The organism is Pseudomonas fluorescens group sp. PF-1 (assembly GCF_054481335.1).
The window spans coordinates 101,957-114,765 of sequence record NZ_JBTMNG010000002.1 but is presented as its reverse complement, the minus strand read 5'-3'; the positions used below and the strand labels follow the sequence as shown (position 1 = coordinate 114,765).

At 59.0% G+C, this 12,809-nt stretch carries 11 protein-coding genes; 6 read left to right on the top strand and 5 right to left on the bottom strand.

Annotated features, from left to right (window positions below; genetic code table 11):
- The first annotated feature begins 62 nt into the window (after positions 1 to 62).
- On the top strand, positions 63 to 2,933 hold the full coding sequence (locus ACX3YD_RS15175; RefSeq protein ID WP_103402978.1) for an EAL domain-containing protein: 2,871 nt from the start codon (positions 63 to 65) through the stop codon (positions 2,931 to 2,933).
- A gap of 62 nt (positions 2,934 to 2,995) precedes the next feature.
- Here ACX3YD_RS15175 and ACX3YD_RS15170 read toward each other — a convergent pair whose 3' ends face one another.
- Positions 2,996 to 3,310: a hypothetical protein gene (locus tag ACX3YD_RS15170; RefSeq protein ID WP_103402977.1), complete on the bottom strand. Its 315-nt coding sequence runs from the start codon at positions 3,308 to 3,310 to the stop codon at positions 2,996 to 2,998.
- 351 nt (positions 3,311 to 3,661) lie between these two features.
- Between ACX3YD_RS15170 and hexR the strand changes: the two genes are divergently transcribed.
- A complete protein-coding gene (hexR, locus tag ACX3YD_RS15165; protein WP_047535270.1) occupies positions 3,662 to 4,528 on the top strand; it encodes a transcriptional regulator HexR in 867 nt (288 codons plus the stop codon).
- 160 nt (positions 4,529 to 4,688) lie between these two features.
- Positions 4,689 to 4,901 carry a PA3496 family putative envelope integrity protein gene (locus ACX3YD_RS15160; protein WP_081997966.1) on the top strand — a complete coding sequence of 71 codons (213 nt, stop codon included), beginning with the start codon at positions 4,689 to 4,691 and terminating at the stop codon, positions 4,899 to 4,901.
- Here ACX3YD_RS15160 and ACX3YD_RS15155 read toward each other — a convergent pair.
- A complete protein-coding gene (locus tag ACX3YD_RS15155; protein ID WP_047535268.1) occupies positions 4,843 to 5,805 on the bottom strand; it encodes a LysR family transcriptional regulator in 963 nt (320 codons plus the stop codon). The genes ACX3YD_RS15160 and ACX3YD_RS15155 overlap by 59 nt on opposite strands.
- Before the next feature lie 190 nt (positions 5,806 to 5,995).
- On the opposite strand from ACX3YD_RS15155, the gene ACX3YD_RS15150 reads away from it, so the two are divergent.
- A complete protein-coding gene (locus tag ACX3YD_RS15150; RefSeq protein ID WP_103402976.1) occupies positions 5,996 to 7,411 on the top strand; it encodes an acetyl-CoA carboxylase biotin carboxylase subunit in 1,416 nt (471 codons plus the stop codon).
- Between the two features lie 11 nt (positions 7,412 to 7,422).
- On the top strand, positions 7,423 to 9,231 hold the full coding sequence (gene oadA, locus ACX3YD_RS15145; protein WP_458960451.1) for a sodium-extruding oxaloacetate decarboxylase subunit alpha: 1,809 nt from the start codon (positions 7,423 to 7,425) through the stop codon (positions 9,229 to 9,231).
- A 108-nt stretch (positions 9,232 to 9,339) separates the two neighbouring features.
- Here oadA and ACX3YD_RS15140 read toward each other — a convergent pair whose 3' ends face one another.
- On the bottom strand, positions 9,340 to 10,176 hold the full coding sequence (locus ACX3YD_RS15140) for an amino acid ABC transporter permease (protein ID WP_458960450.1): 837 nt from the start codon (positions 10,174 to 10,176) through the stop codon (positions 9,340 to 9,342).
- The gene (locus tag ACX3YD_RS15135) at positions 10,173 to 10,994 is read right to left on the bottom strand and encodes an ABC transporter substrate-binding protein (protein ID WP_047535257.1); all 822 of its coding nucleotides are present in this window, start codon (positions 10,992 to 10,994) and stop codon (positions 10,173 to 10,175) included. The genes ACX3YD_RS15140 and ACX3YD_RS15135 overlap by 4 nt, the downstream gene beginning before the upstream one ends.
- A 112-nt stretch (positions 10,995 to 11,106) precedes the next feature.
- Between ACX3YD_RS15135 and ACX3YD_RS15130 the strand changes: the two genes are divergently transcribed.
- The gene (locus ACX3YD_RS15130; RefSeq protein ID WP_090466316.1) at positions 11,107 to 12,006 is read left to right on the top strand and encodes a homocysteine S-methyltransferase family protein; all 900 of its coding nucleotides are present in this window, start codon (positions 11,107 to 11,109) and stop codon (positions 12,004 to 12,006) included.
- A gap of 119 nt (positions 12,007 to 12,125) precedes the next feature.
- Here the strand turns inward: ACX3YD_RS15130 and ACX3YD_RS15125 are convergent, their stop codons facing one another.
- Positions 12,126 to 12,797 carry a GNAT family N-acetyltransferase gene (locus tag ACX3YD_RS15125; protein ID WP_458960449.1) on the bottom strand — a complete coding sequence of 224 codons (672 nt, stop codon included), beginning with the start codon at positions 12,795 to 12,797 and terminating at the stop codon, positions 12,126 to 12,128.
- Positions 12,798 to 12,809: the final 12 nt, after the last annotated feature.

Here is a 12,809-nt window from a genome sequence, read left to right as displayed (position 1 = left end):
TGTGTATGCTCCGTTCACGTTTCGGGCCTGTGCTCGTCATTATAAGAACAAGAATATTGCCTATGATCTTCAGCTCCCACCTGTCGGGCCCCACAGTGGAGCCTCGGGTTATCCGTAAACAATACGCCATGGAAATGGCGGTCGAACGCACGCGTCTGCTTTATCAGGGCTCTTTGCTGCCGACATTGTTCATGTTGATCAATGGTCTGGTCTGCGCCGGGTTGCTCTGGAGTCCGCAGCGGTACTTCCTGGTCAGTGTCTGGATGGTGTGGTTGCTGTCCCTGGTGGCCTTGCGCGTCATTCAGGTCGCCGCCTTCGATTCGGCGATTCCCAACCGTCAGGCGCATCCCGTCTGGCGACGCATGTTTTTGCTGGGCTCCGGTCTGACGGGCTTGACCCTCGCTGGCGCAGGCATCGCGCTGGTTCCCGCCGATAACTTCATCCAGCAGGCCTGGGTTTTCGGTCTGATCGGCGCCGCGGCACTCTCAGCCAGTGTGGCCTATGCGGTCAGCCTGCCGGGGTTCCTGTCGTTCACTTTGCCCTGTTTGTTGCCGGCCATCGCCTATCTGTTCTGGGGCGGCGATGAGCAGGCGCAAGGCTGGGGCTGGTTCGGCCTGATTTTGTTGGGCGCCCTGAGCGTGGTGGCCTGGCAGGTCAACCGCCTGATCGATCGAGAGTTATTGCGACGTTTCCAGAATCAGGCGTTGATCGAGCATTTGCAGCAGGCGCAAAACTGCAGCGACCAGCTCAATCAAAAGCTGGCCAGCGAAGTTGAGCAGCGCCGTCGCGCCGAAGGCGAACTGCGTGAAATTCAGGCCGGCCTGGAAAGCCGTGTTGCACAACGCAGCCTGGAGCTGGACGCCGCCAACCAGGCGCTGAGCAAGAGTGAGGCACGACTGGCCCTGGCATTGGAGGCCAGTGAGCTGGGTCTATGGGACTGGAACCTGCAAACCGATGAGGTTCATCACACCCTGATTCAGGAGTTGTTCGGCCTGGAGCCGGAATACGTGACGGCCATGCTGCGTCATCTCAAGCCGCGCCTGCATCCCGACGATCTTCCTGCGCTGAGAAAGGCGTTGGTCGAGCATTTGAAGGGGCGCACCGAGGATTACCAGATCGAATACCGCGTGCGTCATGCCGACGGCCACTGGGTGTGGATCGAAGATCGCGGGCGAGCGGTGGAGCGCGCTGAAAACGGCCGGGTGATCCGCATGGTCGGCACCCGCCGTGACATCAGCGCCAGCAAGGCGCTCGAAGAGCAACAGCGACTGGCGGCGACCGTGTTTGAGGCGGCCAGCGAAGGCATCGTGATTTTTGACCCCAATTACGCCCTGATCGCCATCAATCAGGCCTTCAGCCGCGTGACTGGCTATGAGATCGAAGACATGCTGGGGCGCAACGTCGTCGAGCTGCCCTGCAGTCGCGATGCGCGCCGACACTACGGAGCGATTCACCAGGCGCTGGAGCAATACGGCAGCTGGCAGGGTGAGCTGGTGGAAACCCGCAAGAACGGTGAGATGTACCCGCAATGGCTGCAATTGAACACTGTGCGCGATACTCGGGGAAAGGTCAGTCATATTGTCGGCTTCTTCTCCGATCTTTCGGCGCGGCGAGAATCCGAAGAGCGCATGCGCTATCTGACCCATTACGACGAACTGACGGGCCTGGCCAACCGGGCGATGTTCCGCGAACGGCTCAGCGAAGCGCATCAGCGCGTGCGCCAAGGCGGCTATCGCAGCCTGGCACTGCTGCATATCAATCTGGATCGCTTCAAACAGCTCAACGATAGTCTTGGTCACGAAGTCGCCGATCAGTTGCTGCAGAAAATGGCTCGGCGGTTGGTCAACGCGCTGCCCGAGGCGGACACCATTGCGCGTTTGTCGGGCGATGAGTTTGCTGTGTTATTCAATTCCTACGGCAACCTCTCGAGCCTGGCGCGGGTAGCGACGCGCTTGTCGAATAAGTTGCGTTTGCCGTTGACCATCGATGGCCATGAACTGGTGGTCAGCTCATCCATGGGCATCAGCCTGTTGCCGGACAACGCCCGGGAGATTTCCGCGTTGGTCAGCCAGTCGAACATGGCCATGCAACATGCCAAACATCTGGGCGGCAATAATTTCCAGTTCTACACCGACAGCCTGCAAGCCAGCACGCTGGAACGCTTGCAGCTGGAAAACCAGCTGCGCAAAGCCATCGATGAGAATCAGTTGATGGTGTTCTACCAGCCGAAGCTGTGTCTTGCCACGGGCAAGCTGAACGCTGCCGAAGCCTTGGTGCGCTGGGACCACCCGACCATGGGTCGCGTGCCGCCGGGAGACTTCATCGGCCTGGCGGAAGAAACCGGGCTGATCGGTCCAATCGGCGAGTTCGTGTTGCGTCAGGCCTGCTGGCAGGCCTGTGAGTGGCAGCGACAGGGGCTTGAGCCGATTCGGGTGTCGGTCAATCTGTCGGTGCATCAACTGCGTCAGGGCAAACTGGTCAGCCTGGTTCGGCAGGTGCTGGAAGAAACCGGTCTGGCGCCGCGTTACCTGGAGCTGGAGCTCACCGAAAGCCAGTTGCTGGACAGCGTCGAGCACATCATCGCGACTTTCCAGCAGTTACGTGATTTGGGCGTGAAGCTGGCGATCGATGATTTCGGTACCGGCTATTCGTCACTGAGCTATCTCAAGCGCATCCCGGTGGATTACGTGAAGATTGATCAGGCGTTCATTCGAGGCCTGGGGGAGGGCAGCGAAGACGCGGCGATTACCCGGGCGATCATCGCCATGGCTCACGGCTTGTCGTTGAAGGTAGTGGCGGAAGGGGTCGAGCGTCAGGAGCAACTTGAATTCCTCAAGCAAGAGCACTGCGACGAGGTGCAAGGGTATCTGATCAGCCGGCCCATCGAGGCGCAGGGCCTGGCGATCCTGTTGCGGGAGCAATTCGCCGGTTGAATGGCAAGACTTCCCGTCGGGCAGTTTTGAATGCCGACGGGAAATCGGGAATATGATGTTTTTTAGTGGGTCATCAGAACTTCATCGATATGGTGAATTAACTTGCCGTCGTGAAAGATACTGACGCCGGTGACATAGGATTCGCCAGATACTTTATATTCGACAAGTTTGTCGGTCTCGACCTGTAAAGAAATCTGATTGGAAGTTTCAAGTTTCAACTCCAGGCTAAGGTCATAGGATTTGTCCTGTATCGGACTGAGTTCAAGCTTGGGTGTGATGCCCGTATGGGCAACGGTCACAGTACCGAAGGTGCGGAAAGATTTGGCGCCAGGCATGCGATCGATTTGTGCGGTCCAGTTCTTGGTTTTAATGCTCATGATATAGAGTTCCTTTAATTAATTGTTGTTGCTTCCTGCGGCGTTAATATATCGAGCAAAGTTTGATTGCGGGTAATAAAATAAAGTTGTGTTTGTAAGGTTATGTATATTGTTTTTATTGTTCTGGCGAGTCGGGATGCACCATCACTTAGCCGGCTGAAGACCGTAGTGAGCGCGAAAAGGGGAGGCAAGGGCTGCTTCAAGCATCAGGCAGGACTGCTACATGAAGCGCAGGCACGTGAAATCGAGGGATCTGGTTACGCATTGAGCAGGCAAAAAGCCGTTTCATGTAGTATAACTACAAGCTTGCTACATCCCCCGGCGCTTGCCCATAACAAAGAGTCCACCCCTTTGAATCTGCTGCAACACATCGCCCAGTCTCGCCACCTGTTACGCAAGTCGGAGCTCAAGGTCGCCGACCACGTGCTGCTTGATCCTGCGGCCGTGATGCACAGTTCCATGGCTGATCTGGCCCATAGCGTGGGCATCAGCGAGCCGACCATCGTGCGCTTTTGCCGCGCCATCGGTTGCTCCGGGTTCCAGGACCTGAAGCTGAAGCTGGCCCAGAGCCTGGCGGCAGGCGCGAGCTTCGGGCAGTTCGCGATCCACGAAGACGATTCGGTCGCTGATTACAGCCTGAAGATTTTCGACACCACGTTGCACACCTTGATGGAGGTTCGCGAGAAGCTCGATCCCCTGGAGTTGCAGCGAGCCGTGACGCTGATGTCACAGGCTCAGCGCGTGGAATTCTACGGTTTCGGCGCATCGGGTGCGGTCGCGGCGGATGCCCAGCACAAGTTCTTCCGTTTGCTGCTCACGGCTGCGGCCTATTCCGACCCTCACATGCAGGCAATGTCGGCGGTGACCCTGAAACCGACCGACGTGGCGATCTGTATTTCCCAGTCTGGACGTTCCAAGGATTTGCTGATCACCGCCAACCTGGTGCGTGAAAGCGGCGCGTCATTGATCACGCTTTGTCCGAGTCAGACGCCGTTGGCCGAACTGTCGACCGTCAACCTGGCGATCGATGTGCATGAAGACACCGAAATCTACACACCGCTTACCTCGCGCATTGCTCACCTGGTGGTGATCGATGTTCTGGCGATGGGGGTGGCCATGGCCCGTGGTCCGAGCCTGGTCAATCACCTCAAGAGCGTCAAGCGCAGCCTTCGCGGCTTGCGGTTATCGCCCAAGTCGGTGAAAGCACTGGACGAATGATTTCAAGGTTGGCGTGGACTTTTTGGCGAGGGAGCAAGCTCCCTCACCACAGGTGCCGCGGCGACCAACAAATTTTCATCAGTCTGTAACTTCAGAGCCGCCAAAGCGTCATCCCGCGCGCCTATCTTGAAGCTCCCGTACTCGCCTTGGGAGACTCGAAATGGCCCTGCCTTACGAAGAACGCAACAGCGCTGTCAAAACCCGTCGCCAGCAAGAAGATCAGCGCCGCATGGAATTTCGCCGCGCCATCGAAGATCGCTGTGAACGCCGTCAGCTTCTGGCCGAGATTGGTGATTTTCCTGAAGATCCGGAACTCAACTTTTGGCAGGCTGCATCGACAGCTTCCCGTCGAAACGCTCAACCAGCGCGCTGATCTGTACGCGTTCGCTGCGAATGAACGCAAGGAATGCGTGAGCCACCGGTGACAGCCGTTTAGCCTTGGCCTGCACCAGGCACCAGCTGCGATACAGCGGCAGCTCCTCGACCGGTAACTCGATCAATCCGCCGGTCGCCAGTTCAAGGTTCAGGGCGTGGCGCGTCAACAGCGCCACGCCCAGACCCGCCAATACGCATTCACGCTGGGCTTCGGCTGACGAGACTTCCTGGGTCTGGTTGAAGTGCACGCGCTTCTCTTTGAAATACTCTTCGCAAGCCAGTCGCGTCCCGGAGCCGGACTCGCGCATCAGCAGTGTGTAGGGCTCAAGATCCTGCAATCGCAGCGGCCCCATGTGACACAGCGGATGATCCGGCGGCGCGACGGCGACGATGGGATTGTTGAGGAACGGCAAGAATTCCAGGCCCATGTCCTGCGGCACCATCGACATGATTACCAGGTCGTCGCGGTTGTCCGACAGGCGTCGAATCACCTGTCCGCGGTTGACCACCGTCAGTTGCAGGTTCACTTCCGGGTGCTGGCGCTTGAAGGCGGCAAACAGGTGCGGAACGAAATACTTGGCGCTGGATTCCACCGCCAGCTTCAATTGGCCCTGCAGCGAGCCCTGCATGTCCGAGAGCTGCATGTCGAGGTTTTCCAGGCGCCCGAAAATGTCCCGGCTGGCGCGTTGAAGGGCTTCCGCCGCTTCCGTCATGTAGAGTTTCTTGCCGACGTAGTCGAACAAAGGCTGGCCAATCAGTTCCTCAAGTTGCCGAATCTGTAGGCTAACGGCCGGTTGTGTGAGCGACATTTCGTCGGCTGCACGGCTGTAGGACCTCAGGTCACAGACTTCATTGAAAATCTGCAATTGACGCAATGTCATACGCATCAATGACTTACGCATTTTTTGCTCGCTCTCTTCGCCGGCAGATGTTTCAACTATAAGTCTTTACTTATGCATGACCCAATAATTATTCATTTTTGTTAATTCCTTGTGAGGGCTAGTGTGGGGCCGCGACCAGATTGAAACATTTGGTCACGCGTCGACCTGGTCTAGCAGGTCGTGGGTACCACCGGCTCATGGGAACCTCCAAGTGATAAAAAAGATCCTGATCGCCAACCGTGGTGAGATTGCCGTACGAATCGTGCGTGCTTGCGCCGAAATGGGCATTCGCTCGGTCGCGATCTATTCCGACGCCGACCGTCATGCCCTGCATGTGAAGCGTGCGGACGAAGCCCACAGCATTGGTGCCGAGCCGCTGGCCGGTTACCTGAACCCGCGCAAGTTGGTGAACCTGGCTGTGGAAACCGGTTGCGATGCGCTGCACCCCGGCTACGGATTCCTTTCGGAAAACGCCGAACTGGCGGACATCTGCGCCGAACGCGGGATCAAATTCATTGGTCCATCGGCTGAAGTCATTCGTCGCATGGGCGACAAGACCGAAGCTCGCCGCAGCATGATCAAGGCAGGCGTGCCGGTGACTCCAGGCACCGAAGGCAACGTGTCGGGCATCGAAGAGGCCCTGACTGAAGGCGATCGCATCGGTTACCCGGTGATGCTCAAGGCCACTTCCGGTGGTGGCGGTCGCGGCATTCGTCGTTGCAACAGCCGCGAAGAACTCGAACAAGCCTTCCCACGCGTCATTTCCGAAGCCACCAAGGCGTTCGGTTCCGCGGAAGTCTTTCTGGAAAAGTGCATCGTCAACCCGAAGCACATCGAAGCGCAGATCCTCGGCGACAGCTTTGGCAACGTGGTGCACCTGTTCGAGCGTGATTGCTCGATCCAGCGTCGCAACCAAAAGCTGATCGAGATCGCCCCGAGCCCGCAACTGACCCCTGAACAGCGCGCCTACATCGGCGACCTGTCGGTGCGTGCAGCCAAGGCTGTGGGTTACGAGAACGCCGGCACTGTGGAGTTCCTGCTCGCCGAGGGCGAGGTGTACTTCATGGAAATGAACACCCGGGTGCAAGTGGAACACACCATCACCGAAGAAATCACCGGCATCGACATTGTTCGCGAGCAGATCCGCATCGCCTCCGGGCTGCCGCTTTCGGTGAAGCAGGAAGACATCCAGCACCGTGGTTTCGCCCTGCAGTTCCGGATCAACGCCGAAGACCCCAAAAACAACTTCCTGCCGAGCTTCGGCAAGATCACTCGTTACTACGCTCCCGGCGGCCCGGGCGTGCGGACCGACACGGCGATCTACACCGGTTACACCATTCCGCCGTTCTACGATTCCATGTGCCTGAAACTGGTGGTGTGGGCGTTGACCTGGGAAGAAGCGCTGGACCGTGGCCTGCGTGCCCTCGACGACATGCGTCTGCAAGGGGTCAAGACCACCGCCGCGTACTACCAGGAAATCCTGCGTAACCCGGAATTCCGTAGCGGCCAGTTCAACACCAGCTTCGTTGAAAGCCACCCTGAACTGACCAACTACTCGATCAAGCGCAAACCCGAAGAGCTGGCCCTGGCCATCGCCGCCGCCATCGCCGCCCACGCAGGCCTGTGAGGAATAAAACAATGTCCAAGAAGATTCACGTAACCGACACCATCCTGCGCGACGCCCACCAATCGCTGCTCGCCACGCGCATGCGCACCGAAGACATGCTGCCGATCTGCGACAAGCTCGACAAAGTCGGCTACTGGTCGCTGGAGTGCTGGGGCGGCGCGACTTTCGACGCCTGCGTCCGCTTCCTCAAAGAAGACCCGTGGGAGCGTCTGCGTCAACTGCGCGCCGCGTTGCCTAACACCCGCCTGCAAATGCTCCTGCGCGGCCAGAACCTGTTGGGCTACCGCCACTACAGCGACGACGTGGTCAGGGCGTTCGTGGCCAAGGCGGCGGTCAACGGCATCGACGTCTTCCGCATCTTTGACGCGATGAACGATGTGCGTAACCTGCGCGTGGCCATCGAAGCAGTGAAAGCCGCCGGCAAACACGCCCAGGGCACCATCGCCTACACCACCAGCCCGGTGCACACCATCGACGCGTTCGTGGCGCAAGCCAAGCAAATGGAAGCCATGGGCTGCGACTCGGTGGCGATCAAGGACATGGCCGGCCTGCTGACGCCGTACGCCACCGGCGAATTGGTCAAGGCCTTGAAATCCGAGCAGTCGCTGCCCGTATTCATTCACTCCCACGACACCGCGGGTCTGGCCGCGATGTGCCAACTCAAGGCGATCGAAAACGGCGCCGACCACATCGACACCGCGATCTCCAGCTTCGCCTCTGGCACCAGCCACCCGGGCACCGAGTCGATGGTTGCCGCCTTGAAAGGCACCGAGTTCGACACCGGCCTGAATCTGGAACTGCTGCAAGAGATCGGCCTGTACTTCTACGCCGTGCGCAAGAAATACCACCAGTTCGAAAGCGAATTCACCGCCGTCGACACCCGTGTTCAAGTCAACCAGGTTCCGGGCGGGATGATTTCCAACCTGGCCAACCAGTTGAAAGAGCAGGGCGCATTGAACCGTATGGGCGAAGTGCTGGCTGAAATCCCGCGCGTTCGCGAAGACCTCGGCTTCCCGCCGCTGGTAACCCCGACCTCGCAGATCGTTGGCACCCAGGCATTTTTCAACGTGCTCGCCGGTGAGCGTTACAAGACCATCACCAACGAAGTGAAGCTCTATCTGCAAGGCGGTTACGGCAAGGCGCCGGGCACCGTGAACGAGCAACTGCGTCGCCAGGCCATCGGCAGCGAAGAAGTCATCGACGTTCGCCCGGCCGACCTGCTCAAGCCGGAAATGGCCAAGCTGCGTGCCGACATCGGTGCCCTGGCCAAGTCTGAAGAGGATGTGCTGACCTTCGCCATGTTCCCGGACATTGGCCGCAAGTTCCTTGAAGAGCGTGCCGCTGGCACCCTGACGCCGGAAGTGTTGTTGCCTATTCCAGAAGCCGGCGGTATGGCCTCGGCGGGCGGCGAAGGCGTACCGACCGAATTCGTCATCGACGTCCATGGCGAAACTTACCGCGTCGACATCACCGGCGTGGGCGTGAAGGCCGAAGGCAAGCGTCACTTCTACCTGTCCATCGATGGCATGCCGGAAGAAGTCGTGTTCGAGCCGCTCAACGAGTTCGTCAGCGGCGGCAGCAGCAAGCGCAAGCAAGCCACTGAGCCGGGACACGTCAGCACCACCATGCCGGGCAACATCGTCGACGTGTTGGTCAAGGAAGGCGACACCGTCAAGGCTGGCCAGGCTGTGCTGATCACCGAAGCGATGAAGATGGAAACCGAAGTCCAGGCCGCCATCGCCGGTAAGGTCACTGCCATTCACGTGGCCAAGGGTGACCGGGTGAATCCGGGCGAAATCCTGATCGAGATCGAAGGCTGATTTAACAGCCTCGATAAAACGCTTTAAACCTCGGGGGGGCATGTGCTCCCCTTTTTTTTGGGTTGTTGGCCGAGTCGTATTTATGAAGTCACCACACTTCAAGTGAACTCATCGGTTATGCAAATACGCCTTCCCGTAGTGCCGCTCCATTCTTGCCTGAATCAACTCCAATCCAATCGACATCAGCCAGTAAATCACCGCCGCAGTCGTCAGCATCTCAATGTACCGATAGCTCGACCGCCCATAGGATTGCGCCAAAAACATCACTTCCCAAACCCCCATCACCGAGATCAGCGACGAGTCCTTGAGCATGGAGATGAACTGGTTAGTGGTTGGCGGGATGATGGTGCGCATGGCTTGGGGCAGGGTGACGCGCCAGAAAATCACGGTTTCGCGCATGCCCAGGGCCAGTGATGCTTCCCGCTGGCCATGGGGAACGCCGACGATGCCTGCGCGAAAAATTTCGCTCAGGTAGGCGCCGTAATTCAGCGACAGGGCGATGATCCCGGCTGCGATGGCGCCCGGTACGACGCCCAGTTGCGGCAGGCCGAGGTAGATCAACAGAATCTGTATCAGCAATGGCGTGCCGCGAAAGAACGAGGCGTAGAAACTGGCGATGCCGAACGCCACGGCGCTTTTCGACAGCCGCCCCAGGGCGGTGATGAAACCCAGCAGCGATGAGGCGACGATAGAGCACAGGCACAGAAACAGCGTCAGCGCCGCACCTTGCAGGAAGCCGTTGGGCGCCAGGTGCAGGCCGACGAGGTTGGGCAGTTTGTCGAGGATGATCGAGAACTTCAGGTCGAAGCTCAGGAAGAAACTGGTGAACAACCCGAGCATGGCCGCCCAGGTCAGGTACAGACGCGTGCGGAAACTGAACATCCGTTGCAGTCGTGACTCAGCCACCGGTTGCGGTGGCTGGGGAGGTTGCTGGAAAGAAGTCATTTACTGATATCGGCGCCGATCCATTTTTGCGAGAGCTTGCTCAATGTGCCGTCCTGTTTCAACTGGGCGAAGACTTCACGCACTTTGCTGTCCCACTGGGCGTCGCCCTTTTCAATGGCGACCGAGTTCGGCTCCGAGTACAGCGGGTCGCCGGCCAGTTTGAAGCGCTTGTCTTCGTTCAGGCGCGGTTGGGCGGTCACCAGGTTAGTGAGAATCGCGTCCAGTCGAACCCCGGCCCCCAGGCCCAGGTCCTGGAAGGCGACGTTGTCGGTGTCATACGGGGCGATCTGCACGTCTTCGAACGGGTACTGCAACTGCGTGTCTTCGGCGCCTTCGATCACCAGGTTTTTGTTCAGGTAGCTTTCGTAGCTGGAGGCGCTGGTGAGGCCAACTTTCTTGCCGCTCAGGTCCTTGGCATTGTGAATGCGTTCATCCTTGGCGTTCACCACGATCACCGCCGGCGAGGCGTAGTACTCGACCGGGAAGTCGAAGACCTCGGCGCGGGCCTTGCTCGGGGTCATGGAGCAGATGCAGATATCGTAACGACCACTCCAGCGGCCAGCGGCAATCACGTCCCAGGACGGGGTTTCGAGGCGCAGTTTCACACCCAGCTTCTCGGCCACGGCTTTAGCCACATCGACGTCGAAACCGTCGAGTTGGTTCTGGTCGTTGAGGAACGAGAACGGTGGATAACTTTCCATCAACACGCCCACCAGCTCTTTCTTTTGTTCGATGCGATCCAGCGTGGCGCCGCCAAAGGCTTGGGTGGAGGCAGCCAGAATCGTCAGGCCCAGGGCCAGTAGCGGTTGGAATTTCACAGTCGATCCCTGATAAAAAAATGATTGTTATTAACCGATTGGTGCGCATTAAATAGTTATAACAACGACTCTGGTAGTGAGTTATTTTCATAAGCTTATGAGTGAATAGCATATGGGCGCAGCAAGCACAGTGATTCTGGATGGTGGCATGGGCCGCGAGTTGCAGCGCCGAGGGGCTCCATTCAGGCAGCCCGAATGGTCGGCGCTGGCCTTGAGCGAAGCACCGCAAGCGGTAGAGGCGGTGCACGCGGCTTATATCGAAAGCGGCGCGAATGTGATCACCAGCAACAGCTACGCGGTGGTGCCGTTCCATATCGGTGAAGAGCGTTTCGCCGCTGAAGGTCAGGCTCTCGCGGCGTTGGCCGGTGAGCTGGCGCGGCGAGCAGTCGATGCGGCGGGCAAACCGGTGCGCGTGGCAGGTTCATTGCCTCCGCTGTTTGGTTCTTATCGTCCGGACCTGTTCGACGCCAAACGTGTCACTGAATTGCTGACGCCACTGGTGAAGGGGCTCGCGCCGCATGTTGACCTATGGCTGGCGGAAACCCAGAGCTCGATCGTTGAGGCGCGAGCGATACACGCCGGTCTGCCGAAGGACGGCAAGCCGTTCTGGCTGTCGTTTACCTTGAAGGATGAAGACGTCGACGAAGTGCCGCGTTTGCGTTCTGGCGAGCCAGTGGCCGAGGCGGCGGCAGTGGCGGTTGAGCTGGGCGTCGAGACGTTGCTGTTCAACTGCAGCCAGCCGGAAGTGATCGGCGCGGCGATTGACGCGGCGCGGGAAGCGTTTGAACGGTTGGGGGTGAACATTCAAATCGGCGCGTACGCCAATGCCTTCCCGCCGCAACCGAAAGAGGCGACGGCTAACGATGGGCTGGACCCGTTGCGCGACGATCTCGATCCGCCAGGTTACCTGCAATGGGCGGCGGATTGGCGCAAGCGTGGGGCGAGCCATTTGGGCGGGTGCTGCGGGATCGGGCCGGAGCATATTGCGGTGCTTGCCCAGAAACTGGCGTGAAGCCATTCGCGGGCGGGCTCGTTCCCACAAGGTTTGGATTGGCCACGGTAATGTGACCATCGCAAGACCCTGCGGGAGCGAGGCTTGCCCGCGAAGGCGTCCGTCCAGGCGCTGAAAATCTACCCGCGGCACTCTGCGAGGGTTTTCACCTGTCCCGATTCCGTCTGGTTCTCATCGCTCAACCAGCGCTCGAACCCGGCTCCAATCGCCGGCCATTCCGAATCGAGGATCGAGTACCACGCGGTATCGCGGTTCTGTCCCTTGACCACCATGTGCTGGCGAAACACGCCTTCAAAACTGAATCCCAACCGCTCGGCCGCGTATTTGGAGCGGGCGTTGGCGTTGTTGCATTTCCATTCCAGGCGCCGGTAACCCAGGGCGAATGATTCCTTGGCCAACAGGTAAACCGCCTCGGTACTCTTTGGCGAGCGTTGCATTGGCGCGCCGAAGGTCACATGGCCGATTTCGATGCGACCCTGGGCCGGCACGATCGACATCAGGCTGAGAATGCCTTGAATCTCGCCTGTGGCTTTATCGATCACGCTGAAGAAGTACGGGTCGCTATTGGCCGCATGGTTGTTCAGCCAATCGTTGAACGCGCTGCGCTGGGGGAAGGGACCGTAAGGCAAGTAATCCCAGAGTTTGGGGTCGGCGCCCGGGCCTTGCAGGGCTTCGAACAGACCGTCGCCGTGGCGCGCCGGGTCGAGCTTTTCCAGGCGGATGAAACGCCCTTCGATGAGTTGGACCGAGGGTGCCGGGACGCCTTTCCAGTCCGCGAGTGAAATCGACATGTTGTTCTCCTT